Origin of the sequence: Salinivibrio sp. MA607 (assembly GCF_001996245.1) — a bacterium.
Lineage (GTDB): Bacteria > Pseudomonadota > Gammaproteobacteria > Enterobacterales > Vibrionaceae > Salinivibrio > Salinivibrio costicola.
This window is the reverse complement of the sequence record NZ_MUFJ01000001.1, coordinates 57,468-80,818: the sequence shown is the minus strand read 5'-3', so window position 1 is coordinate 80,818 and position 23,351 is coordinate 57,468. Positions and strand designations below refer to the sequence as shown.

At 50.6% G+C, this 23,351-nt stretch carries 25 protein-coding genes; 4 read left to right on the top strand and 21 right to left on the bottom strand.

Annotated elements, in window-relative coordinates; genetic code table 11:
- Positions 1-55: 55 nt before the first annotated feature.
- Complete coding sequence (gene lexA / locus BZG81_RS00410) at positions 56-682, bottom strand: transcriptional repressor LexA (RefSeq protein WP_025744361.1); 627 nt, start codon at positions 680-682, stop codon at positions 56-58.
- A gap of 213 nt (positions 683-895) precedes the next feature.
- On the opposite strand from lexA, the gene plsB reads away from it, so the two are divergent.
- Entirely contained in the window at positions 896-3,331 is a 2,436-nt protein-coding gene (plsB, locus tag BZG81_RS00405) for a glycerol-3-phosphate 1-O-acyltransferase PlsB (protein ID WP_077676574.1), read from the top strand.
- 61 nt (positions 3,332-3,392) lie between these two features.
- Here plsB and BZG81_RS00400 read toward each other — a convergent pair whose 3' ends face one another.
- From BZG81_RS00400 to BZG81_RS00365, 8 genes are all read right to left on the bottom strand, one after another.
- A complete protein-coding gene (locus BZG81_RS00400; protein WP_077676507.1) occupies positions 3,393-3,692 on the bottom strand; it encodes a PAAR domain-containing protein in 300 nt (99 codons plus the stop codon).
- A 9-nt stretch (positions 3,693-3,701) separates the two neighbouring features.
- Positions 3,702-4,490, bottom strand: a complete 789-nt coding sequence (locus BZG81_RS00395) for a glycosyl hydrolase family 26 (RefSeq protein WP_077676573.1) — start codon at positions 4,488-4,490, stop codon at positions 3,702-3,704.
- Positions 4,491-4,693: 203 nt separating this feature from the next.
- Positions 4,694-6,319 carry a hypothetical protein gene (locus BZG81_RS00390; RefSeq protein ID WP_077676506.1) on the bottom strand — a complete coding sequence of 542 codons (1,626 nt, stop codon included), beginning with the start codon at positions 6,317-6,319 and terminating at the stop codon, positions 4,694-4,696.
- Positions 6,309-7,106 (bottom strand): DUF4123 domain-containing protein, encoded by a 798-nt coding sequence (locus BZG81_RS00385; protein WP_077676505.1) that lies wholly within the window; start codon positions 7,104-7,106, stop codon positions 6,309-6,311. Before BZG81_RS00385 ends, BZG81_RS00390 begins: the two co-directional genes overlap by 11 nt.
- A gap of 3 nt (positions 7,107-7,109) precedes the next feature.
- On the bottom strand, positions 7,110-9,089 hold the full coding sequence (gene tssI / locus BZG81_RS00380; protein WP_077676504.1) for a type VI secretion system Vgr family protein: 1,980 nt from the start codon (positions 9,087-9,089) through the stop codon (positions 7,110-7,112).
- A 110-nt stretch (positions 9,090-9,199) separates the two neighbouring features.
- Entirely contained in the window at positions 9,200-9,718 is a 519-nt protein-coding gene (hcp-2, locus tag BZG81_RS00375) for a type VI secretion system effector Hcp-2 (protein WP_021023756.1), read from the bottom strand.
- 229 nt (positions 9,719-9,947) lie between these two features.
- Complete coding sequence (gene ubiA, locus BZG81_RS00370; RefSeq protein ID WP_077461468.1) at positions 9,948-10,802, bottom strand: 4-hydroxybenzoate octaprenyltransferase; 855 nt, start codon at positions 10,800-10,802, stop codon at positions 9,948-9,950.
- Complete coding sequence (locus BZG81_RS00365) at positions 10,799-11,341, bottom strand: chorismate lyase (RefSeq protein WP_077576378.1); 543 nt, start codon at positions 11,339-11,341, stop codon at positions 10,799-10,801. Before BZG81_RS00365 ends, ubiA begins: the two co-directional genes overlap by 4 nt.
- A gap of 157 nt (positions 11,342-11,498) precedes the next feature.
- On the opposite strand from BZG81_RS00365, the gene BZG81_RS00360 reads away from it, so the two are divergent.
- On the top strand, positions 11,499-11,921 hold the full coding sequence (locus BZG81_RS00360; protein ID WP_077646474.1) for a flagellar basal body-associated protein FliL: 423 nt from the start codon (positions 11,499-11,501) through the stop codon (positions 11,919-11,921).
- Here BZG81_RS00360 and BZG81_RS00355 read toward each other — a convergent pair whose 3' ends face one another.
- The 8 genes from BZG81_RS00355 to ftsY all read right to left on the bottom strand — a co-directional run bounded on the left by BZG81_RS00355 (position 11,922) and on the right by ftsY (position 19,694).
- Complete coding sequence (locus tag BZG81_RS00355) at positions 11,922-12,716, bottom strand: DeoR/GlpR family transcriptional regulator (protein WP_077461465.1); 795 nt, start codon at positions 12,714-12,716, stop codon at positions 11,922-11,924.
- An 87-nt stretch (positions 12,717-12,803) separates the two neighbouring features.
- Positions 12,804-14,165, bottom strand: a complete 1,362-nt coding sequence (glpT, locus tag BZG81_RS00350) for a glycerol-3-phosphate transporter (RefSeq protein WP_077670170.1) — start codon at positions 14,163-14,165, stop codon at positions 12,804-12,806.
- A gap of 253 nt (positions 14,166-14,418) precedes the next feature.
- A complete protein-coding gene (gene glpG / locus BZG81_RS00345; protein WP_077676503.1) occupies positions 14,419-15,249 on the bottom strand; it encodes a rhomboid family intramembrane serine protease GlpG in 831 nt (276 codons plus the stop codon).
- Between the two features lie 8 nt (positions 15,250-15,257).
- On the bottom strand, positions 15,258-15,596 hold the full coding sequence (gene glpE, locus BZG81_RS00340; protein ID WP_021022239.1) for a thiosulfate sulfurtransferase GlpE: 339 nt from the start codon (positions 15,594-15,596) through the stop codon (positions 15,258-15,260).
- 333 nt (positions 15,597-15,929) lie between these two features.
- The gene (gene rpoH / locus BZG81_RS00335) at positions 15,930-16,793 is read right to left on the bottom strand and encodes an RNA polymerase sigma factor RpoH (protein WP_077676502.1); all 864 of its coding nucleotides are present in this window, start codon (positions 16,791-16,793) and stop codon (positions 15,930-15,932) included.
- Positions 16,794-16,913: 120 nt separating this feature from the next.
- Positions 16,914-17,849, bottom strand: a complete 936-nt coding sequence (gene ftsX, locus BZG81_RS00330; RefSeq protein ID WP_077676501.1) for a permease-like cell division protein FtsX — start codon at positions 17,847-17,849, stop codon at positions 16,914-16,916.
- A complete protein-coding gene (ftsE, locus tag BZG81_RS00325) occupies positions 17,842-18,510 on the bottom strand; it encodes a cell division ATP-binding protein FtsE (protein WP_077576383.1) in 669 nt (222 codons plus the stop codon). Before ftsE ends, ftsX begins: the two co-directional genes overlap by 8 nt.
- 2 nt (positions 18,511-18,512) lie before the next feature.
- Complete coding sequence (gene ftsY / locus BZG81_RS00320) at positions 18,513-19,694, bottom strand: signal recognition particle-docking protein FtsY (RefSeq protein WP_077676500.1); 1,182 nt, start codon at positions 19,692-19,694, stop codon at positions 18,513-18,515.
- Positions 19,695-19,781: 87 nt separating this feature from the next.
- Here ftsY and rsmD point away from each other — a divergent pair, with 87 nt between their 5' ends.
- A complete protein-coding gene (gene rsmD / locus BZG81_RS00315) occupies positions 19,782-20,396 on the top strand; it encodes a 16S rRNA (guanine(966)-N(2))-methyltransferase RsmD (protein WP_077676499.1) in 615 nt (204 codons plus the stop codon).
- A 27-nt stretch (positions 20,397-20,423) separates the two neighbouring features.
- Positions 20,424-20,690 carry a DUF1145 domain-containing protein gene (locus BZG81_RS00310; RefSeq protein WP_021022233.1) on the top strand — a complete coding sequence of 89 codons (267 nt, stop codon included), beginning with the start codon at positions 20,424-20,426 and terminating at the stop codon, positions 20,688-20,690.
- 5 nt (positions 20,691-20,695) lie between these two features.
- Here BZG81_RS00310 and BZG81_RS00305 read toward each other — a convergent pair whose 3' ends face one another.
- The 4 genes from BZG81_RS00305 to BZG81_RS00290 all read right to left on the bottom strand — a co-directional run bounded on the left by BZG81_RS00305 (position 20,696) and on the right by BZG81_RS00290 (position 23,291).
- Complete coding sequence (locus tag BZG81_RS00305) at positions 20,696-20,995, bottom strand: putative signal transducing protein (protein WP_077676498.1); 300 nt, start codon at positions 20,993-20,995, stop codon at positions 20,696-20,698.
- A gap of 2 nt (positions 20,996-20,997) precedes the next feature.
- On the bottom strand, positions 20,998-21,633 hold the full coding sequence (locus tag BZG81_RS00300) for a lysoplasmalogenase (RefSeq protein ID WP_077669695.1): 636 nt from the start codon (positions 21,631-21,633) through the stop codon (positions 20,998-21,000).
- Positions 21,634-21,772: 139 nt separating this feature from the next.
- Positions 21,773-22,132, bottom strand: coding sequence for a DUF4145 domain-containing protein (locus BZG81_RS00295; protein ID WP_077461876.1), 360 nt, complete (start codon positions 22,130-22,132; stop codon positions 21,773-21,775).
- A 148-nt stretch (positions 22,133-22,280) separates the two neighbouring features.
- Positions 22,281-23,291: an acyltransferase gene (locus BZG81_RS00290; RefSeq protein ID WP_077660386.1), complete on the bottom strand. Its 1,011-nt coding sequence runs from the start codon at positions 23,289-23,291 to the stop codon at positions 22,281-22,283.
- Positions 23,292-23,351: the final 60 nt, after the last annotated feature.

The following is a 23,351-nucleotide window of genomic DNA, read 5'->3' as shown; positions in this document are numbered from 1 at the left end:
ATGTTTTTTTAACCGCATTCCATTGGCGGACATCAATGTCCGCCAACGTGAGAAATCACATCCAATCGGTATTACGAATCACACCAACAGCAACACCTTCAATCGTCAGTGATTGTGCAGTTAAATCCACCGAGATCGGCATAAATTCATCGTTTTCAGCATGAAGAACAACATTCGACCCTTTCTTCTCTAGCCGTTTGACGGTGACATCGTCATCCACTCGCGCGACGACCACTTGGCCATTATGTACATCTTGTGTTTTGTGCACCGCCAGTAAGTCACCGTCGAGAATGCCAATATCTTTCATGCTCATGCCGCTAACTCGCAGTAAAAAGTCGGCACTTGGCTTAAACAAGGCTGGATCGACCTGATAGAGGCTCTCAACATGCTCTTGTGCCAAGATGGGCTCACCCGCCGCGACACGGCCAATTAAAGGCAAGCCTTGGTCATCAGGCGTCACCACTTCTTCTTCGCTAATTAAGCGAATACCGCGTGATGCCCCGGGAATAATCTCGAGTACGCCTTTGCGCGCCAACGCTTTCAAATGCTCTTCGGCAGCGTTCGCGGAGCGAAACCCCAGCTGACGGGCGATTTCGGCACGTGTTGGGGGCATCCCTGTGTCTTCAATATGGGTTTTAATCAGCTCGAAGATTTGTTGCTGTCTCGCGGTTAACGGCTTCATGCTCTTACCTGTCTTTTTATACAGTTAACTGTGAGTATATCCAGTAACATACGGCTTGAAAAGGACTAATTATAGACACGAGAAGCGGATCTCATTGTCGGTAGCCGATTCAAACGCGCGCAATCTCGCGTCAATTCTCTGCCTTTGGTTGCAAGTTCGCAGCCATTTTCTGCTATCCTTGGCGCGCATTTTGAATTTGAGGCACTGACAATCATGGCGCTCTGGCAAAAGATTTATTACAAGCTATTGAATTTGCCGCTTTCTGCCTGGGTAAAAACCCAATGTATCCCCTCTGAACCGGTCGAGCAGCTAAACCTGTCTCTCGCACGTCCTATTGTGTACGTGTTGCCGTTTCAGTCTCATTCGGATTTATTAACGCTACGGCGAACCTGTTTACGTCAAGGATTACCGGATCCATTAAAGCCCCTCATTATTGGCGATACCACACTGCCGCGCTATGTCTTTATTAGTCACGGTCGTAAGGTCTTTTCCGCGGATCAAGACTTGCCCAAACGCTCCTTAGCGCATTTTCAAGATCTGCTGCGCTTACATCGTCAAGATAGTGAATTGGATATCCAGCTGGTTCCCGCTTCCGTGTTGTGGCAACGCGATCCGGGTAACGAAACACAACGCCACCAAGCAACGCTGCACGCAATGAATGGGCCAGAAAAATTCTGGACCATCCTTACGCGTGGCCGTGATGGCATGGTGCGGTTAAGCCAAGCGGTATCCTTGCGCTATATGGCGGATAAACACGGCACCGATCAGGCGATCGCCCATAAACTGGCGCGAGTGGCAATGATCCACTTTTCGCGTCAAAAACTCGCGGCTTCAGGCCCACGCTTACCTAATCGTGCTTTGCTCTTCAAACGCCTACTGGCGTCAAAGGCCATCGACAAAGTCGTCCACGATGAAGCACAAAGCCGTGATGTGTCAGTTGAAAAAGTTCGTAAAGAAGCCGTCGACATGATGGAAGAGATTGCGGCAAACTTTTCGTATCGTTTGATTCGATACAGCGACCGCATTCTAACCTGGCTTTGGAATAAACTGTATCAAGGCCTTCATGTTAACAATGCCGAACGGGTTCGCCAGCTGGCACAAGATGGTCACGAGATTGTCTATGTGCCTTGCCATCGCTCGCACATGGATTACCTGCTGCTCTCTTACGTACTGTATAAAGAAGGCTTAGTGCCGCCGCATATTGCCGCGGGTGTCAACCTCAACTTCTTCCCTGCCGGGCCGCTCTTCCGTCGCGGTGGCGCCTTTTTTATTCGCCGCAGTTTTAAAGGCAATCGCTTATATTCCACCGTTTTTCGTGAATACTTGGCCGAGTTGTTTGCCCGCGGTTATTCGGTCGAATATTTCGCTGAAGGCGGGCGCTCGCGCACTGGTCGCTTACTGTCGGCCAAAACGGGGATGTTATCGATGACCTTGCAAGCCATGCTGCGCGGGCAACAGCGTCCTATCACCTTAGTGCCTGTCTATATCGGCTACGAGCATGTGATGGAAGTGAACACTTATGCCAAAGAGCTACAGGGCCAGCGTAAAGAAAAAGAGAGCTTTGGTCAGGTACTCGGGATCGTGCGTAAGTTGCGCAATTATGGCCTTGGCTATGTCAACTTCGGTGAGCCGATTGCGCTCAATCAACACCTCAATGAGAAAGTGCCAGATTGGCATGATTATATTGATCCAATGGAGCCTCAAAAGCCGGCTTGGATGAATCCAGTGGTGAGTGAGTTAGCGACCAAGGTCATGACCCATATCAACGATGCCGCCGCGACCAATGCGCTGAACCTCTGTGCGACCGCGCTGCTCGCCTCGCGCCAACGAGCCCTGAGCCGAGAAGCCTTAGAAGCACAGCTTGCGGTCTATCAAGGCCTACTGACTCAGGCCCCATATTCCACCAGTAGCAGTGTCCCACAAGCCTCGCCGGTAGAATTGGTCGAGCATGCGTTGTCGTTAAATAAACTGGTGGTCGAGAAAGACACCATGGGTGAAGTCATTTCGCTTGACCGCCAGCAAGCCATCTTAATGACTTACTATCGCAATAATGTGATCCACCTAGTGGCACTGCCATCACTGATTGCACAAATCCTGGTAACCCACCAAACCATCAGTCAATCCGGCTTGCGGGCTTGTGTGCAGCAGTTGTATCCCTTGCTCAAAGCAGAACTCTTTATGAGCTTTGATGATGCCGGACTCGACAGCTACTTTGATGCACTCTTACATGCCATGCATGCGCAGTCCTTGTTGTGCTGTGAGGGCGACAAAGTCACCATGAATAATGCCAAGCTCGGCGAGCTACAATTACTCGGCCGTACCATTGCCGAAACCCTGCAGCGCTATGCCATTACCTTGACCTTGTTCACCCATCAGCCACACATTGATAAGCGCGATTTGGAAAAACACAGCCAAATGCTAGCGCAACGACTCAGCCGTTTGCATGGTATCAATGCGCCTGAGTTTTTCGATAAACAGGTCTTTACCATCTTTATCGATACCCTGCGCGAGCAAGGCTATTTAGACGATGATGCCAAAGCCAATGCTGAGCGCATCCAGGCCTTAAATGACTTTGTCTGTGGTTTGATCTCACCAGAAGTGCAATTAACAATTCAAGCCGTGCTAAATCAGCCGCTGAATGAAAGATAACTGAAGAAAAACATCAACACTGTATGAGATAAACCAGGGGCGTTGCCGCCCCTGATTCGATTTAGCCAATAATGACGTCCCCGGAGCCTGATATCAGTACGCCACCACAGTTGAGCGCATCGCCAATGCGGGCGGCGGGTTTACCATCAATCATCACCCCAGTTGCGCCCGCAGCAATCTGGCGACCATGAGAGCCATGTGGGGTTTTCGGGCACGGGCAGCCGTGTGGGGCGGCGGTATCCCCCACTCTTGCCGCCGGCTTGCCATTAATCATCACCCCAGCGCTAGCGCTGGTCACTGCGGTGGGCGGAAAACAACCATGCCCACCGGCGGTATCCCCTAATCGTGCTGCCCCTGGCATAGCGCCTCCTTAACGTGCAATCACCATACGTCCATCAATGATGGCAAATAGCGGTAGAAAACTATTTATCCAGCCAGACTCTTGAGAGCTGATACGAAGTGGCGAATGTCCTCGTTGGTCTTCGAGCTTCACTAGCTTTCCGCCCATATAGCTTTTCACTGTGTACTCATGCCACTCTCTTCGTGGAACAACCGCTGCGTCCTCTGCACGCTCAAAGTCACCAGATATATCCATCACATCAAAAAACTCATCCGGATCAGTCATATAGGCTTCTGCTTTAGCCTGCTCTCGCCCCGCTAGTGACCAGGCCATTTTTAAACCGTCAAAATCCCGCTTGTTGAGCAAGATGATAAGGTTACTGTAAGCGCGATACAGCATTTTCATGTGCCGTGGGTTATTTTCATCGAACGGGGTCGCATCCACCCAACGCCAACGTGGCAGGGTTTTTATATGGAGGGGGCGAGAGAACATGGTTAAACGGCCATCAAGCGTTCCATCCACATTCACCAGTGGCGTTCGGTATTTTGCCGGATAGGTGGTGGAGTCTTTAATTGTCGGTTTCCCGTCTTCCACCGTGACGGTCAGGTTGGACATCTCTTTTTTAGTGCCATCCGGGAATGCACCATACAGAGTAACCTGACAGGTATCGTCCGCGCGATAGGTAAAGTCATCCTCATACGCACCTGATGGTACCGTGCCGAGCTCTAGGTGGTTTTCTCCCGGCTGTAAGTAAGCGGTAGCGTTAAACCCCGATGAGAAGGTGGCCGCGCTCGAGCCTAGGTTGTCTATGGCATCTATGTTATTGATGACACCAAAGCAATACATGGTTTGTGAACGGATATTGGCGGTGTATAACACAGGCGGATTCTCGCCTTCGTTATCAATCTCGATATCAACGGTCGACACCTGCTCTCTCGCTTGCCTCATTTGTTTATCTCCAAAACATCCTGCTAATAAAATGACAGTTAAAATTAACGTTATGGCTCTCATGGTATCCTCTGCTAGTCGCTACCGAATAATGTGGTGCGGTGCGGGGAGTCATCGGCACTTAAAGGCTCAACCCACACCCATTCTTGTGTTTCTTCTTTACTTTTTTTTGCCTCACTATCAGCTCGCCAGCCGCCACGGCCGCCTTGGTTGTTTGATTCGGTATCATCAGATGCTTTCTTCTTAAACGTGACCTTCATTTTGACATACGCCTTAATGCCTTCATGGCAGAAGATAAGCTCGGTTTTGTCCTCTCCGCCTTTGAGTACGCACTTGGCATTGGCGACCACACCGCCTTTTAATTCGAACAGCCCCTCTAACACCCAGACCTTAACGCCGCCTCGTATTCCTATCTCGGTGGTCATTGTGACGGCCTGCTGGGCATCAAAGGCATAGGCTGGCTTGGCATCTGGGATAAACTCAATGCTGCCTTGAGTGTTGATTTTGGTTGAGGCCATGACAAAAAACTCAGCGCCAAAATATGCCCCAACGTTGCCTTCTTTGACTTTTTTTTCCAGCTTCTTGGCTTCTTCTTGGAGCTTTTTCACCAGGTTTTTGATTTTAAAGTAAGCGGCGGCCGCAAGTATCACATCCAAGGTGATCGAAAAGTCCAACAAGGGGTCGAGGGCCAGCGTGGTTTTACCCGATGTGGTTATCGCGCCCTTATCAGTCAACGCGGTGGCTTGACTGCCCGTTAACTTGATCACCGGAGGCTTAAATTCCCAAGTGACCAGCTTGATTTTTTCTGCCCCCGCGTCTTTATACATGCCTGACTTGATCATACCGACGGTGTCGATAATGCTGGAGATGAGTTTTAATTGGTCGCGTATATTTTCAAATTCATCTTGCACGTCACGTGTGTGTAAATAGTTGCTATTTTCGTACGTTAACCCGGTGCCAAACTTCGTTTCCGTGCTGCCTTCTTTGATCGAGAGGCTTCCCTCCAGCGAAAATTTCTCTTTGATTTCATCCTTGGGGATCTCGGTGCGGTCATGCGCTTCCGCGCCGCCGTTTCTGAGATATTCCTCGTAGCGCGCGGTGCGCTCGTCATAACGCTCTTCATCCGATTTTTCTTCTGTCTCTTTTTTAAAGGAAAGCGTCAGTTCACTTTTTAGTACGACTTTGGGATAAACCTTAAAAGACAGACTGTCATTCGACAGTACACCGACGATGGCTTTAGCAATGCTACCAATCAAGGGTATGTCATAGATAAGATGGGTTTCTTCTTGTGGCTGGCCATCACATTGCGTCACGCACACCTGATAGGTTTTATAAGGCAGCACATTTTGTGCGTCTTCCGCCAGCATCAACATTAAGACATTCCACAGCTCATGCGCCTCGGTGGGCGGGGAATGCACCATAATCCCGCTGTTTTGTCCAACCGATAAATCTTTCGCAAAGGCGTCATTATCGGTCACATAGCCGTTCGGGCAAGTCGGTTTTGCGTCTTGGCAACTGCCTTCAAGGGTAATGTCAACCTCTGCGCCCTCGCCTTCATCAATCACAACAACCGGCTCGCCAATCACTTCGCCACCACGGTATTGTTGTGTGCTATCGCCCGCGGTCACCGCATAACCAATCAGGCAAGGCTCGGTGCGATTGCAATGACACGCCTCGCCGGGGGGATGATTACAGCTCATGTTGGCCTCCTAATTTGGCTACCAGTGTTTTCACGCGGTAGCTGCCAGGTCGTTGGGAATGAGAGAGCTCGGCATGCCATGCGGCGGGCAAGGCCTCCCAATCTGGAACCTTGTGTGAGACACACAAGGACGCGATGGTTTTGATATCGGTCACGACGGTGACGCCCCATTGGGTTAATTGCGTCACGAGGGTATCGGTGAATACGCCTCTGTCTGGGTCATCGTCTGAGACAGGTGTGGGCAGCGCCTGTAATATCTCTTGCACATCTTGCTTGAGGTTAACCATGCACTGGTCGAGCACCGCTTGATATTGCGTGTCAGATAACACCAATTCGGTCAGCGGGCGATGTACTTTAATGGGCGTGAGCGCCATCTCACGCGCCTGTGGGTACCCGGTTTGTATCTCTGTCATGGGACCAAACACATAGTACTGTTGCGGTACCTTGCAGGCATCTAACAGCGCCCAGATGATCCGCGGATCGTAGTAGCGACAGAAAATGGGGGCCGGATTGCCTTCTTTGTACACCGAGAGCAAGGCTCTTAGGTGGTTGAGCACAACCTTCGCTGGTTCCTCGGTGGTAAAGATAAATCCCCACGGCTCACGGCGCGCTTGCAGATAATCCTCAAGCGCAGGAGGAAGCTCGACCAAATAAGGGGCTACCTGGGCAAAAGCGTCATCCACCGGAGGCAGAAAGACACACCACGACGCTGCCTCATGGTCGTCAGCTAAGGAGAGGATGTAGGGCACCACCGCACGGTCTACCACTGCATAACGGTATTCGCTCATGGCTTAGCCCTCACTTGGCGGACAATTAGCAACAAACGCACTGCCTTCTGCGGCCGCGGCGCTGAGGGTTGCCGGACTGGAAGGCAAAGGGATCCCGCCTGGTGAGCCGCCTGACTTGATCAGGATTTTGGCCCCATCAATGGCCACGCCACTGCTATCAATCACCACAAAACTGCCGCCCACTTGCAGGGTGATTTTGGCGCCGCTTTTAATGGTGATGTCGCCGTCGGCATTAAAGCCAATCGCACTCGCGACTTTGGCCGCCCAGTCGCCATCGACTTTTTGGTGCTTATCGCCGTTGACCTCGCTCACATGACTCCCTTTCGTGGCATGCGATTGTGACCCTTCTACGGTTAACGTGCGATCGTTGGCGACCACATGGTTTTCATCATGACCAATGTCGAGCTTGTGGTCATGATTGACACGGATCTGCTGTGAGTTGCCGACATCGACTTGATTGTCTTTTTGTGCTTTTAGGTACACACGCTCACTGTCGGCTTGGTCTTCAAAACTGAGCTCGTTGTAGCCTTCACCTTGATGGCTGTCACTGCGCCATACCGTTTTGGTTTTAAACTCAGGGAGTGGATACGGCGGGGTGTTGGTGGCGTGATAAGTCCGCCCGGTAATAATGGGCTGGTCGGGATCGCCATTTAAGAACGATACAATCACTTCATGGCCAATACGCGGGATGGCCATAAAGCCGTACTGCGCCCCGGCCCAGCCTTGCGACACGCGCACCCAGCACGAGCTATGTTCGTCTCTTTCTGACTCTCTGTCCCAAGGGAAATGCACCTTCACTCGACCATGTTCATCACAGAAGATTTCTTCGCCTTCCGGTCCAACAACGGTCGCCATCATTGGTCCATCCACCTGAGGTTTAGGCTGTGGCGTCGCCCGCCAAGGCGTGGAGGCAGGCACGACTTTAAATTGGTTAGAATAGGTGGTTTGCCCTGTGCTGCCGGCCTCTTCTAGTGCTTGGGGTTGCTCGCCCTTGCGCGTGATAGAGACCACCAACCAATCGGCGTTCATCTCATCGGCTAAATGCTCACTGAGTGTGAACTTAGTACCTGCACGCAGCAACGGTTGATTGCTTTGCCCGGTAGCCAGGCGCGCATCACGGCGTAGATAATCGAGCCTTGCTTGGCTAAAGGCGCGACCGTTGGCATCATCTTTATAACGGCCTGGCGCATCAAAGTGTTGATAAGTCTGCCGCTGGTAAGCCATATCATCACCGACCTGTTGTTGCATAAAGCTATAGGCAGGCTTTTTGAAGCTATAGTCTTTAAGATACACATCAGAGACCGCGGTTTGAGTTTGCTTGGCGAAAGACCAGATATAAGGCGTATCGGCTTCACCACCCGCGGTGCTGTTATAAATGATCGGGGCTTCGAGGGCGGTCAGTGCGCTGTTGTCATCACAAAAGATGAGCATGTGCTTGTCTTGGCTATGCTCAAAGTAGTAAACCAAGCCTTCTTCGGCGGCAAGACGCTCAATAAAGGCTAAATCCGTCTCACGATACTGAACACAGAACTCACGCTCTTCAAGCTTGCGAGACAGGGAGAATTGGTGGTCTTCCACCCCCATTTCCAGCAGCAGCTCAGCAATAATGTCTTGTACCGTCTTATGCTGAAAAATACGGCTGTTATGACGAAGTGCAAGTCGCTCGAGGGCTGGGACCAAGGTGAGCGAGTAAAAGGTATGGTGGTGACCAATATCGCCTTGAGTGAAGCGCTTGACAACACCATGAAAGCGCTGCGCCACCTCACCATTGCGGTACATAGTGAGTACTGCCGTTGCATCAATCACTTGCTCCGGTTTTAAGTCGGTATGTCGGCTTGCCAGCTCAATATCGTAGCGAAAGCCGTGGCATCCTCCATCAACGCGGTTATCATCCGAAAGGACTTCTTGGCCCTCAAACCCTCTCACGACAAAGCATTCATCCGCTAGGCCTTTAATACTGAATGTATAATGAAGTGTTGCCATCACTTACCTTCCTTTCTGTCGAAACAAGTCGATACTCTCAATGTGCACATGGCTGAACGCGGTGCAGCCCGCCCAATAGGCAGGCTGCGGTTTCCTCATCAAGGCGAGGGTTAGGCTTCGATAGGCTTGCGCCAGTCGTCTGAGCCAGATGTGCCCGCGTTAACGTGCTCCCAGATAACTTTACGGTATGACATAGAGACCGTAAGGTTCTGGGTGAAATCAGACTTGGCAGGGTCTTGGCAGTGTGGCATTTCGCAATGGATGTCTACGATAGAGGCGCTTTCTAGCTTAGTGGTAAAGAAGTTTTCTTGTTTGCCCTCAATCGAAGTGCGGTACCACTTCAGCTCGACGGTAGACATTTTCTCACCTGAAGACAGCGCGTTATAAAGCAGCGGCACCGCTTTGTTGAGCGCAACAGTGAATTTGAATGGCTTGTGAACACGTTGGCCAGAAGGCTGGCCTGACTGTGGGTCGGTGGGGACGGTTACATTGTGGTCAAACTGCTGAACCAGCATTTCATCTTCATGACCTTCGACGAAAGAATCACCAATAGAGTCAGCGGTACACGCACCGGCAGTAATCAGTCCCTGGGTTTCACCTTCAATCGAGATATAACATGGCGTTGGCATAATCGCTCCTATAAACATTTAATCATTAAGCACAGCCTATTCACTGTGGTAATGGTCATATTGCGAAAAGCATGCCAAGTTTTATTTTGTTATTTTACAGACACTTACTAATTGCCTTGGCAACTTCTTGCTCGACCGCAAGCAAGAAGTTGCCAAGCTGAGCAAAAAGTTGCTTGGGGAGAAAAAGTTGATTCACCCACCCAGCGCTTTTGTTATCACACCGACAACATTAACCGTAAATACCGGCCAAAACACCAATGAATACCACTAAACCGACATAGTTATTGTTTAAAAAAGCCTGAAAACATGCCATGCGTTCCCGTTCACGGGCAAGATAGTGTTGATAAACAAATAGCGCAAAGGCCGCTAATAGGCTCCATTGGTAACCGGCCGCCAGCTCTAGCCATTGCCCGGCGAGCATCAATAGCGCAAGCGTCAATAACTGCAATACACCAACCGCGGCTTTATCCCAACGTCCGAACAAGATGGCGGTCGATTTAATCCCAATCTTTAGATCATCATCGCGGTCCACCATGGCGTACAAGGTGTCGTAAGCAATAGTCCAGCAAATATTGGCCATAAATAGCAGCCAAATCACCGGAGGGAGTGCCCCTTGTGCCGCGGCAAACGCCATCGGGATCGCCCAGCTAAACGCCAGCCCCAACACCAGCTGGGGAAGATGGGTATAGCGCTTCATAAACGGGTAAATAAACGCCAGCGCCACCCCAACAAACGAGAGCTGAATGGTGAGCGTATTTTGGGTTAATACCAATAAAAATGCACCTAACACTAGCGCAATAAAGAAACCCAGCGCTTCTTTCTCGCCAATCCGCCCTGAGGGCAAAGGGCGCGCTTTGGTGCGTTTGACGTGACCATCAAAGTGGCGATCCGCATAATCGTTAATCACGCAGCCGGCAGCACGCATCATATACACCCCGAGCACAAATACGACCAGGGTCAGCAACGCCGGCATGCCATCGGCGGCTAAAAATAACGCCCATAATGTTGGCCAGAGTAATAATAAGGTACCAATGGGACGGTCTAAACGTGCAAGCTGGCCATAAGCAGCCAATTTCGTGCTCATGCAGGCGCCTCCTTGCCATATAAGGGCGAGTGAGGCAAAAAGAGTTCGGCCACTAACATGGGTCGATTATGGAGCCAAAGACGTGAGCGACGGGCATAAAGCTGGTGTGACAAGCAAGAGACATGCGCGGTTTCAATCGCATCGCGGCGAGAGGCCCGCTGTTTAAACACATGCTGACCCAGTGGTTCGGTCCCCAGCGCGTGTAAGTGACCACCCTGTCCCTCTAAGGTAGAAGCCGGCATTAGCGTTCGCGCACAGAGCCAAGCTTGTCCGTCACCTTTGAGGACGACTTCCCGTACCACACAGGCCTCTGGGCCAATCAAAGCGGTTTCATGATCGGTCAATTTGTCCGGCGTCAGTTGATAGACCTGGAGCACATCGACATCGAAGTCCTGACAGTGGCGTTTAAGTCGCGCCGTCATGGAGTGTGATTCTAACAACCAGCTGCCTTCTGCGGTGCGCTTTAACGCCGCAATATCGGGTCGCTCCCAGCGTGCCTGTTGCAGCGCCTCTAGATAGGTATGATTTAAGTCTGACATTATTTCCTGTGCCACATCGCGCAAAATTCGCCTGTCCGTCCCCCTATGAGGCGGACAATGTTGCTATACTCGGCGGGTAATTGTATCAGGCTGACCGCGATTGGAGAATGCGCACGGCCTACTCCTATCACATCATCAACCGAATTTTTGGGTAGCTATGAGTAAACGACAACCCCTATTGATGGTACTGCTGAGCCTGTTGTTATGGGTCAGTACCGCCGTCCAGGCACAAGAAGAAGGCAGTAACGGCAACCAAGCAAAGTACAGTTACTTTTCCTTAGAGCCTGAAATTACCACCAATTATGTCACCGAAGGCCCACGGCTCGGTTTTATCAAGGTGAAAGTTGAATTGATGGTTGATGACCCTAAGTGGGTCAGCGAGCTGGAATACCACTCTCCGCTGATCCGCGATGTCATCATAGAAACCTTGGCGCAACAGACCGCGAGCAAAATTAAATCGCTGTCGGGACGCGAAGCGATTCGCAAAGCATGCCTAGAAAAGGTCAACGCGCTTCTTCTTGCCGAAACCAATCGCAGAATGCTGGCCGACCTTTTATTTACCAAGTACCTCTATCAGTAATCACCCAACTGATGGCATATCCTCAGAGACGGCATGGCTGATCACCTCTAGGTGGCTGCCTTGTGCCGCTAACATCTCCTGAATTTGCGCGGGCGGAGTGACATCGGTAAAGACCATATCCAGTTGGGTAATATTGCCCAAGTTCACCATCGCATTACGGCCAAATTTAGTATGGTCAGCGGCCAACATCACACAGCGGCTATTGTCTAAAATGGCTTTTTTAACCCTCACCTCATGATAGTCAAAGTCCAGTAATGACCCATCATCGTCAATACCACTGATCCCCAAGATGCCAAAGTCGAGTCGAAACTGAGAGACAAAATCGAGCGTGGCCTCTCCCACAATCCCACCATCACGATTGCGTACCTCACCACCGGCAATAATCACCGTAAAATCCTGTTTCGGCATTAAGATCGCCGCCGCATTGAGGTTATTGGTGACTACCCGTAAGTTATGATGATCCAGCAATGCGCGCGCCACCGCCTCTGGGGTGGTCCCAATATCAATAAATAACGTTGCGCCGTCGGGAATATGCTGCACCAGCGCCTGAGCGATGGTGTCTTTTTCCTGTTGTTGCAGTACTTTGCGGGTCGCATACGCGGTGTTTTCAGAGCTGGAGGGCACGGTGGCACCACCGTGATGGCGGCGAATTTGATTTTCTGCTGCCAACTCATTGAGATCACGTCGAATCGTTTGTGGGCTGACATTGAAGCGCTCAACCAAGTCTTCCGTGCTCACGTATCCTTGTGATTTAACCAGATCAATGATTTGCTGATGACGTTTGTTTTGCTTCACTGCATCTCCCCTTACAAAAAAAGCCCCCGCGATCACGAGGGCTTCCTAGTTTACGCATAGCCACTAGGCAATGCCAAGACAGATCATTTAGGCAGCGTGCACAGCCGCGTCACGGCGCACACGATGCTCTCCCACCCACGCGAGGCACAAGAAGAAGATGGCCAAGCCACAGCCACCCGTGAGCAGCATAAAGCCACCGTCCCAGCCAAAGTGATCCACGGTATAACCCAGAGCAATGTTCGCGACAACCGCGCCACCTAGGTAACCAAATAGTCCGGTCAGTCCTGCCGCGGTACCCGCCGCTTTTTTCGGTGCAAGCTCCAAGGCATACAGACCAATGAGCATCACGGGGCCATAAATTAAGAAGCCAATCGCAACCAGTGCCACCATATCAATGCCTGGGTTGCCGGCGGGGTTAAACCAATACACCAACACAGCGACCGTCACCAGCACCATAAATAGCACCCCGGCTGGCGCGCGAGCCCCTTTAAAGAACTTATCGGACATCCAACCGCACAACAGTGTGCCTGGGATACCGGCCCATTCATATAAGAAGTAGGCCCAAGACGATTTATCCACAGTAAAGCCTTTGGCTTCATCCAGGTAAACCGGCGCCCAATCGAGCACGCCATAGCGAATCAAGTAAACAAAGGCATTGGCAATCGCGATATACCACAACAGACGGTTTTTCATCACATAAGTGATAAAGATGTCTTTGGCAGACATTTCTTTTTCAAATGCTTCTTCGTCATAGTTATCCGGATAATCGTCTTTGTACTCTTCAATCGGCGGCAAGCCACACGATTGTGGGGTATCTCGCAAGGTAAACCAGATAAAGACAGCGACCAACGCAGCAAAGAATGCCGGCACATAGAAAGAAGCGCGCCAGTCGTCGTTAAACAGCCATAAACCCAGTAAGAACAAAGGACCAATCAGTCCGCCACCAATGTTATGGGCAACGTTCCAGACGGAGACTAGCTCACCACGCTCTTTCCGTGACCACCAGTGCACCATGGTGCGTCCACAAGCCGGCCAGCCCATACCTTGCACCCAGCCATTGATAAACAGCAGCACAAACATGATGGCAATACTGCTTGTCGTCCATGGCAAAAAGCCAAAGCTGAACATCACCAGTGATGACATTAACAGACCGGCACTTAAGAAATATCTTGGGTTTGAGCGATCAGACACGCTGCCCATGAGGAACTTGGACAAACCATAAGCGATGGATACCGCTGCCAATGCGACACCTAGATCGCCGCGACTAAAGCCATATTCATCAATCAGAAACGGCATCGCCAAGCTAAAGTTTTTACGCACCAGATAATAACCGGCATAGCCGATAAAAATACCAAAAAATAATTGCCAGCGCAGTCGGGTATAAGTGTCACCGATCTGTGACTCTGGCAATCTTTGCCGGTGAGCTGCCGGCCGAAAGATTCCAAACATGGGAGGGTCCTCAGTAAGATGTACGCGATGGATTAATTAAAAAGATAAAAATCAAACAAGTGAGCAACTAAAATTTCGATTTCGCTCAACAAATGGAATAATTACTCAAAATGAAAACCAAAACCGTGAAAGCGAACATAAAAACATAGATCTAACGCAAAAAAGGCATGCGTTCGAACAAAAAAAGAGCAATTTATTGCTCTTTTTTTAGGGCACAGTGGTATCTGTCGATGAACGAGGGGTTAGCGGATAGTCAGGCGTGGCGTTTTGCGTCCCATAAACCCAAGACACAACCGATGATTAAGCCAAATAAATGCGCCATATTGGCGATATTCATGCCCATAGGCTGGAAAAATCCAATCACAAGCCATGCCAGCATAAAGATCACATAGGGTTTTTCGATGGTTAATCCACGCTCAGGAGCCAACCAAGTTAGCCACCATAAATAGCCCAGTAGCGCATAAACCACGCCGGAAAGCCCACCAAAATACGGGCCGTCTAACCAATATTGGCCTAAGCCTGAGAAAAGTGCGGCAAAGAGAAAGATCTGCATCAGCTTACTGCTACTATCGAGACGCTCAATTCGACCTCCAAGCACCCACCACCACAACAAATTAAAGATGATGTGTAAGGCAGAAAAATGCAGCAGTGCATGGCTGAATAAACGCCATAATTGCCATTGTTGGCTGCTGTCTGCAGGAAACAGCAGACGACGCGCCACCACATCAAAGCCGCCGAGGGTCATCAGCGTAAACAAGGCCACACAGATAAACATGATACTCAAGGTAACCGGGCCAGATTTCTCTTTGACCGTTTGCCATAATCGGGCTGAGGGGTAGTGAAAGCGTGCTTGGCGCGTCTCGGCAACTTGCCAAGACGCCGCTTGATAACGACTATGTGTTGGATCGGCAATAAAACGTTCTAGCTCGTTGTCGACCCATGCTTTGTCGTCGTCATTAATCAACCAAACCGCAACGTGTGCGTCTGGCTCTGGCGCGAGCTCAAGGCTAACATCATGCGCGGCCGCGTAATCGATAAAAGCTTGTGCCAAGCGCGCATTGGGCAATACCGCGATTTTTTGCATGGGCTGTCCTATTTTATATCGATCCCTGATGCGGTCGGCAGTGACTGTCGATGCCAGGCTTCAAACCCACCATCGACACTATAAACCGCATCGAAGCCTTGATTGATCAAATACTGTGCCGCCCCTTGGCTACTGATCCCGTGATAACACATCACCAAGACGGGTTGATCAAAATCGACCTGATCCATAAACGCCACCAGCGTGTCGTTGGTAAGGTGATAGGCCTCTTGAGGATGCGCGACCTGAAAGGTTTGAGGATCACGAATATCCACTAATACTGCATTTTGCTGATCATCGTTCAGCATTTCCCACGCATCGGTCACAGAGATATGTGCGAACTGATCCATACCTTATACCTCTCCACTCACAAAGTTATTCCCAGCAGATGTTACACGAGGATCGCGTGCGCCTCGAGATGAACCCGCATTGTACCTGAGTTTGTCTCCCCCCGCCTGCCTAGCAATACTCGCTTTGTTTGATTTTTGATCGTTTGTGGACAAAGGTGTGAATTGCGTTGATAAGCGATGATCGTAGCTAAGGATCCACTACATATAGTATGGATCCAGGATAAGCTGTGCATAACTTGCTATCGTGATAAGTACCGCCTGGTTTTCAGGCATAAAAAAACCGGCCAACGGGCCGGTTTTTCTGCACGAAACCAATACAAGGATCAGGAGGCGCTATAGCGCATCGCCAATGGCTTGCTTTAATTTCTTCATCGCATTTTTTTCTAGTTGTCGCACACGCTCTGCGGAGACTTGATAATGCGTTGCCAAGTCTTGCAACGTTGCCTTATTGTCCTCTAACCAACGAGCACGAACAATATGCTGACTACGTTCATCCAAGCCTGATAACGCATTCGCCAAGCGACGATTAGCGTGCGCTTCCCAGTTTTCTGCCTCTAGAGACTCGGCAATATCTGAGCTTTTGTCCTCTAGGTAGTAAACCGGCGCCATTGGGCCATTTTCACGCTCATCGTCTGCCGATGCGGGCGCTTCAAAGGTCGGATCTTGTGCCGCTAAACGGGCTTCCATCTCACGAACTTCTGACGCCTCAACGCCAAGTTGCTCCGCGACCATATTCACTTCGTCGTTATTAAACCAACCCAAGCGCTTCTTATTTTTACGTAAGTTGAAAAACAGCTTACGTTGCGCTTTGGTCGTTGCCACTTTAACGATACGCCAGTTACGTAATACGTACTCGTGAATTTCGGCTTTGATCCAATGGACAGCAAATGACACCAGACGTACGCCAACTTCAGGGTTGAAACGTTTGACCGCCTTCATCAAGCCAATGTTGCCTTCTTGAACCAAATCCGCGATGGGTAAGCCGTATCCGGTGTATCCACGGGCGATGTGAACAACAAAACGCAAGTGAGATAAGATCAGCAACTTTGCCGCCTCCAAATCACCATGATAATGGAGACGCTCGGCCAGCGAATGCTCCTCTTCCGCGCTGAGCATAGGGTGGCTGTTAACCGCTTGCAGATAACCATCGATGTTACCTTGTACAATCGGTGCCAATGCGTTCATCTCTTTTGTCATTCAAACCTCGTTTCCGAATCGTCGAAGACCGAATTGCTATTAAGCATGCAAAAATATACCCAAGCGGGGGAAAACTGCAAGCCCTGATGTCTCTCTCGTTGTTCTATGACCGTATTACCCCTATACAGGTTCAATCTCTTTTAAGTGACGGCGCGTCGCCAGCAAGGCAGCGCCTACGCCAAGCAAAACGGACCCCATCAATAATAGCAAAGACTCATCCCAACTCAGTCCGCTGAGGGTAAAGGGCTTGTCATATAGCTGTGCAAATTGGTGGACGGCACCATCCATCAGCCACGTATTCATGGCAGTGAGAATCCAGGCCACGACTGCGGCTAAGCTCCCCAGCCAAGCCCCCATATATAAATAGGGACGCAAAATAAAACTGTCCGTTGCGCCCACCATTTTCATCACCTGGATCCGGGGTTGATGATGCAGGACCTGTAAGCGCAGCGTATTCCCGACCAGCAAAACAACAGCCGCCAGCATTAAAATAGAAAATAACCACGCCATCGTCATCGCCAAGGTCTTTATGGCATCAAGACGCGCGAGCCAGTCGGTATCGAGCCGCACTTCAGCGACCTCATCCCGTTGCCTTAATTGCTCTGCTAATCCACTCGCGCGATCCGACAGTGTCCGAGCGCTGTCACTGTCAGCATCTCCCCTGGGAACCACCACGATCACGCTGGGAAGAGGATTGTCCTCCAATAAAGTGACCGCTTGATGAAAGCCACGCTGCTTTTTAAGCGCGGTCATGCCTTCAGACGGTGACACATAGGTGACGCTATCAATACCTGGCCACGTTTTCAGTGTGTCCGCCAGCGCCTGTCCCTGTTGCTCAGTTTGTGTCGGCGACAAGAAAACATTGATCTCTGCTGGGCTTTGCCACTGCGCACTTACCGCGACCACATTTTTAGCTAGCAAATAGAAGGTCGCCGGCAAAGACAAGGCAACGGCCAACACCATCAGCGTGAGTAAATTACCCATCGGACGCTGAAAAAGATCACGCCAAGCCGTCAATGCGTGACGTTGCTGGGTCTGCATAAATGATTCAGCCATGCCCCACCTCCGCTAAGCTTCCGTGTTGAAGGTCAAAGCGCCGTAAATGGTTGTATTGTTCGAGCAGGCTGGTGTCATGCGTTGCCATCAAGATGGTCACCCCGACTTGATTGAATAAGCGGAATAATTCCATAATTTGCGCAGACAACGCCGCATCTAAATTTCCGGTCGGCTCATCAGCCAACAGCACTTGGGGACGATTGACCACCGCACGCGCAATCCCTACCCGCTGTTGCTCACCACCGGACAGTTGTATGGGGTTACAACGCGCTTTATCAAGCAAACCAACTTTATCGAGCGCGGCTGAAACCCGCTTTTTGATTTCATTGTCTGACTGCTGCTCAATCCGCAAGGGCAAGGCGACATTTTCGAACACGGTCGCGTCCATCAGCAGTTTATGATCTTGAAAGATAATCCCTAAATGACGACGCAAAAAGGGAATATCTTGACGCGGGAGACGCGATATATCGTGGCCGTTGAAATAAATATGTCCATCACTGGGACGTTCAATGGCACAAATTAGTTTCAACAAGGTGCTCTTCCCTGCGCCTGAATGACCCGTGAGCAGGGCCATGTCGCCTTTAGGCAATTCAAAATTAACCTTTTGTAAGGCCTGACGTCCCCCGCGATAGGCTTTGCTGACTTGCTGAAACTGGATCACGGTTATTCCTCCCGGCTAAACAGCGCCTCGATAAAGTCATTGGCGTTAAAGGTGCGTAAATCTTCAATGCCTTCACCGACACCAATATAGCGAATCGGAATATTAAATTGTTCAGCCACCGCAAAAATCACCCCGCCTTTTGCGGTACCATCTAATTTAGTGAGGGTAATACCGGTGATCGGTGCTATCTCATTAAATAACTTGGCCTGACTGATCGCATTTTGCCCGGTGCCTGCATCAAGGGTAAGCATCACTTCGTGCGGGGCACCTACGTCCAGTTTTTGCATCACACGGACAATTTTGCGTAGCTCTTCCATCAAGTTGGCTTTGTTTTGCAAGCGTCCGGCGGTATCGGCAATCACCACATCGACATTTCGTGCTTTGGCCGCTTCAATCGCATCATAAAGCACAGACGCGCTATCAGCGCCGGTATGCTGGGCAATCACGGGCACGTGGTTACGCTCACCCCAAGCTTGCAGTTGTTCAACGGCGGCAGCACGGAAGGTGTCACCGGCGGCTAACATGACCGATTTGCCTTGATCCTGAAATTGGCGTGCCATTTTGCCGATCGTGGTCGTTTTACCCACGCCATTAACGCCAACCATCAAGATCACATAAGGCTTTTGATCCGTCAGCACCAAGGGTTGCTCAACGCTTTCCAGCATGTGCGCCATTTCTTGTTTGAGAATGCCGTACAGGGCTTCACCATCTTTGAGATCGCGACGGCTGGCCTTATCAGTGAGGTTATCAATGATTTTGGTCGTGGCTTCCATCCCTACATCAGAGATCAGCAACTGTTCCTCAAGCTCTTCAAATAGCTCTTCATCGATTTTCTTGCCACTAAACAAGCTAAAGAAGCCGGAGCCGAGGTTGGTTTTGGTTTTTTGCAGCTCTGGCTCTGGCTCTGGCTCTGGCTCTGGCTCTGGCTCTGGCTCTGGCTCTGGCTCTGGCTCTGGCTCTGGCAAGCTACCCGTGTTGATTTCGCCCTCAGATGCAAGGCTTTCTTGTTGATTTTGTGAAGCAGTTTCAACAGACGTATCCGTCGACGTCACTGACGCCACCGTATCGTCCGCCACGTCTGGCGAATGCGTTGATGATTCTTGTTCTGGGTCCGGCTGTGCCTGGTCTTTTTTACGACCCAAGCCCAACCATGACATAAATCCACGTTTCTTTTTTTCTGCCATTGGCAAATCCTAAAGCATGCTTGATACAATCAGCGGCACAATACCGAATCGGCATAGTCTACCACCTTCTTAACGGTCAAAAAATCTATGGTTAAACGCGCCAACCGCAAACCCTCATCGCCTACCCCTTTTCGTGGGGTTGGGTCTGTCCGTATTATTGCTGGCCGCTGGCGTGGCCGTAAGCTTGCGGTACAAGACGCGCAAGGGCTCCGCCCCACCACTGACAGGGTGAAAGAAACCGTTTTTAACTGGCTCGCGCCTTATTTGCCAGAGGCTCGCTGCCTCGATATTTTCGCAGGAAGTGGCGGACTCGGCTTTGAAGCGCTCTCTCGTGGCGCAAGCTGGGTCCATTTTTGTGAGAAACATCCCGCGGCAGCCAAACAATTACGGGCTAATGTAGATCACCTTGGGGCGCAAAACGCACACATTGATTGCGGCGATGCGCTCGCCCTACTTGCCACCGCCCCCAAAGACGGTCCGTATGATATTGTGTTTGTCGATCCGCCTTTTCATCAAGGCCTACTCGAGGACACCTTGGCCGCGTTAGACGCCAATCATTGGCTTGCGCCAAACGCCTGTGTTTATGTCGAAGCCGAGAGTGATTTAGAGGCCTATCAGATCCCCGCGCATTGGCACTGTCACCGTGAAAAACGCGCAGGACAAGTCAACTACCGGTTATATTTTACTGAACCCGATCATTAAGCAAACAAGACCCGTGAGAGAAAAACTATGAAAGTGTTAATCTTATTGGCGAAAGCCGCCATCGCCTTTGTGTGGCTGGTGTTGATTGCCAATATTGTCCATCCTTTTCCTGGTGTCGCCGCCATGGCACTGTACATCATGACGGGCTTTTTGTTGGTCATGCACGGCTTACAAATGCTGATCTTTTTAGGGGCCTTCGGCGATAAAGTTGCCATGAGCCGCTGGGAGAAGTGGTCAATTCTGATTTTTGGGATCTTTGCGCTGCTCGATATTCGCCGTAAGTATATGGTGTAACGCAATCACTCGCGACTATGCTGGCACTGCCAGCATAGTTCAAAGCTACCGGCATTCTCTTCACCGCATGCTAGGCAAATCCAATGGGTGTGACTTTGGGCTTCGTATTCCTGTAGCAACGTCCGCGCCTGAGTCACCTTTTCTGGCTCGACCCACAAGGTGACCCCCTGAACATCTGGGGGTAGCTCTCCCACCGCGGCACTCAATGTTTCACCTTTTAACACACAATCAATCTGGTGGCTGACCAGTAACCCTTTTAGGCTGTGTGCTTCTAAGAGGTTCATCGCTTGATAGACTTGCTCCATGGTTATCCTCCTTGGGCGATCACCACCGAGGCGCTAATCAATGCTTGCGCCACAAAGTAACTCGACATCACCATCGCTTGTGCTGCACGGAACTCACCTTTAAAACGCGCAAAGGCAAGCACCGTATCTGAGAACATGAATAATATTGCTCCCGCTAACGTCATCCCTGCTGCGAGAGAGTGGGTGTTCAACCAGTACTCGCCTGCGGCCCATACCATCTGTGTGATCACGGCAATGTAGATAGCAACCGGCAAGGCAAAACGCCCAAGGTTGGGAAGTAGCAAAAGAAAGACGATCACCCCAAGGCCTGAGAGCATGGCGGGTAACCACCACACCATGTGGCCGTCAAATTGTGCCCAGAACGCAAATATATAAACGAGATGTGCGAATAAAAAGCTGGTTAACCCATGGACAAATCTGTCTTTGGGTAGCATTAAAAAGACATCACCAACCACTGACAGTAATAGTGCAACGAATACCCATTGCGCATAATGGGAGACGCTAAGGTGTGCACCAACAATGAGCATCAGCAGCACAATGGTCAGCGGTTTAAAAAGATAAAACTGCCAGCGCGGGCCCCGGTAGGCTGCGGAGATATGCAGCAGTCCAGAACAACAGACAGCGAACCAGCTCCACATGATTATCATTCCTTTCACAACAAGGACGCCAAGTCTAGGCAGGCTAGCGAAGATGTCCAGTGTACCTTGATAAGAACAAGATCCAGTTTAAAAAAATCGTAATGTTAACGAGGCGGTGACAGTCGCGGCGAGTCGTTCGTTAGCCGCTCCATTGCGGCCAAACTTGCGCGTAAAAACCTATCGCTCCCGCGGTAAACAGCAGAATAAGGGCAGCAGCAAGGCGCCATATTAAGCGGTTGCTTCGCGGTACCAGTTCCGACTCACAATACTTGCTTACCGATATAAATTTACGCATATCATCGACTTGGTAACCGTCTTCATGCACCACTTTATTCCTAATGGTCGCCACGAAGCGCAGCTTTTTGACCACATCATGGGGAAGCCGTTTTTGACTGCTGTCGATAAGCTGGTGGAGCCCTTTCCCTTCCGCGTGGTAGTGCTGGCGCAGTAAGCTTTCTAGGCGCTTACTGTGCTTAATAACCACTGCTACATCATCCATGATCTCTCTCCTTGCTGGCTCACTGCCATCTTTCTAGTATGACGGTTTTTACGCCCTTTAGGGATTCGCGATTTCATGATTGGGATCTGACTCCGTATACATGCTTTCAATTACTTATGACTGCTTTTATCGCAAAAAGTGTCATCCACTAGGGAACCAGCCACGCGGTGATGCGCTGACGCTGTAATAATGCCGTTATCAACGCCGCGCCTGCAAACGCATAAATCGTCAGAGCCGGGATCCATAGCCACGATGGCGATAAAGTGGGCCAGTATGCGCGCACCGGCCAAAGGAAAATCGGATGAATCAAATAAATGCCGAGGCTATAACGACTTAGCGTGGCCACCCATGATGGTGTGGTTCGTCCCTGCCGCCACTGCCGAACCGCCAAAAAGACCGCGGCGCTAATCAGTACCGTGTTGATCGTCGTGTAAGATAACCAGCCTTCGGTGATATAACGCTGGTATTGGATACTGGTACCAAGCACATGGTATCCGGTCATTCCCACGGCGAGTAACCCTAAAACCCACCAAAGAGGCCGCGCGCGTGGGTAATAATGAAGCCAAAATCCCAGCCACAAATAACCGCCATAAAGAATAAAGTCATTCCGCCACCACCCCTGCGCGCCCGATAAATACCAGGCGGTGACGCCCATCCACGCAAGCCCCACCGCCGCCACGCCCGGTGCCGATAAATGCGCGACAATGGGACGCAGTATCGGAATCCAAAGTAACAGCGGGATGTAATAGTAAAAAAAACCTAGGTGATAATAGGTCTCATGGTCGGGCGCAGCGTGTAATGTTTGCGCTACCGTCTGCCAAGAAAAGCCTTCAGCAGTGAGTCCAGATAAGCCCGCGAACAATAGCGACCAAAGCACAAAAGGCACCACCACTTTCATCACCCGACGCTGAATAAAGTGTCTAAGCGTGAACCGGTGCGAGGACGACAACAGCAACACCCCTGAAATCATAATAAATATAGGGACCACCCAGCGGCTGGCGCTATTGAGTCCAACCGCCACGCTCCAATCTGATAAAGCGATCTGCCCAATTTCAGTGCGATACGGCCCCAAGACATGAATCGCGACCACAAATAATGCGGCCAACACGCGAAGTACATCGAGATACGCAATATGCCCTTGATGTTGCGCTGGTTGCATTTGTTAACACCTTTAACCATCTGAGTGAACAAGACGAACTTCATAATACGCCAAATTGCC

Bases quoted from the DNA above. Each gene is read 5' to 3' on its own strand.
- lexA (WP_025744361.1), bottom strand. From the start codon at position 682: ATGAAGCCGTTAACCGCGAGACAGCAACAAATCTTCGAGCTGATTAAA.
- plsB (WP_077676574.1), top strand. From the start codon at position 896: ATGGCGCTCTGGCAAAAGATTTATTACAAGCTATTGAATTTGCCGCTT.
- BZG81_RS00400 (WP_077676507.1), bottom strand. From the start codon at position 3,692: ATGCCAGGGGCAGCACGATTAGGGGATACCGCCGGTGGGCATGGTTGT.
- BZG81_RS00390 (WP_077676506.1), bottom strand. From the start codon at position 6,319: ATGAGCTGTAATCATCCCCCCGGCGAGGCGTGTCATTGCAATCGCACC.
- BZG81_RS00385 (WP_077676505.1), bottom strand. From the start codon at position 7,106: ATGAGCGAATACCGTTATGCAGTGGTAGACCGTGCGGTGGTGCCCTAC.
- tssI (WP_077676504.1), bottom strand. From the start codon at position 9,089: ATGGCAACACTTCATTATACATTCAGTATTAAAGGCCTAGCGGATGAA.
- hcp-2 (WP_021023756.1), bottom strand. From the start codon at position 9,718: ATGCCAACGCCATGTTATATCTCGATTGAAGGTGAAACCCAGGGACTG.
- ubiA (WP_077461468.1), bottom strand. From the start codon at position 10,802: ATGAGCACGAAATTGGCTGCTTATGGCCAGCTTGCACGTTTAGACCGT.
- BZG81_RS00365 (WP_077576378.1), bottom strand. From the start codon at position 11,341: ATGTCAGACTTAAATCATACCTATCTAGAGGCGCTGCAACAGGCACGC.
- BZG81_RS00360 (WP_077646474.1), top strand. From the start codon at position 11,499: ATGAGTAAACGACAACCCCTATTGATGGTACTGCTGAGCCTGTTGTTA.
- glpT (WP_077670170.1), bottom strand. From the start codon at position 14,165: ATGTTTGGAATCTTTCGGCCGGCAGCTCACCGGCAAAGATTGCCAGAG.
- glpG (WP_077676503.1), bottom strand. From the start codon at position 15,249: ATGCAAAAAATCGCGGTATTGCCCAATGCGCGCTTGGCACAAGCTTTT.
- glpE (WP_021022239.1), bottom strand. From the start codon at position 15,596: ATGGATCAGTTCGCACATATCTCTGTGACCGATGCGTGGGAAATGCTG.
- rpoH (WP_077676502.1), bottom strand. From the start codon at position 16,793: ATGACAAAAGAGATGAACGCATTGGCACCGATTGTACAAGGTAACATC.
- ftsX (WP_077676501.1), bottom strand. From the start codon at position 17,849: ATGGCTGAATCATTTATGCAGACCCAGCAACGTCACGCATTGACGGCT.
- ftsY (WP_077676500.1), bottom strand. From the start codon at position 19,694: ATGGCAGAAAAAAAGAAACGTGGATTTATGTCATGGTTGGGCTTGGGT.
- rsmD (WP_077676499.1), top strand. From the start codon at position 19,782: ATGGTTAAACGCGCCAACCGCAAACCCTCATCGCCTACCCCTTTTCGT.
- BZG81_RS00310 (WP_021022233.1), top strand. From the start codon at position 20,424: ATGAAAGTGTTAATCTTATTGGCGAAAGCCGCCATCGCCTTTGTGTGG.
- BZG81_RS00305 (WP_077676498.1), bottom strand. From the start codon at position 20,995: ATGGAGCAAGTCTATCAAGCGATGAACCTCTTAGAAGCACACAGCCTA.
- BZG81_RS00300 (WP_077669695.1), bottom strand. From the start codon at position 21,633: ATGTGGAGCTGGTTCGCTGTCTGTTGTTCTGGACTGCTGCATATCTCC.
- BZG81_RS00295 (WP_077461876.1), bottom strand. From the start codon at position 22,132: ATGGATGATGTAGCAGTGGTTATTAAGCACAGTAAGCGCCTAGAAAGC.
- BZG81_RS00290 (WP_077660386.1), bottom strand. From the start codon at position 23,291: ATGCAACCAGCGCAACATCAAGGGCATATTGCGTATCTCGATGTACTT.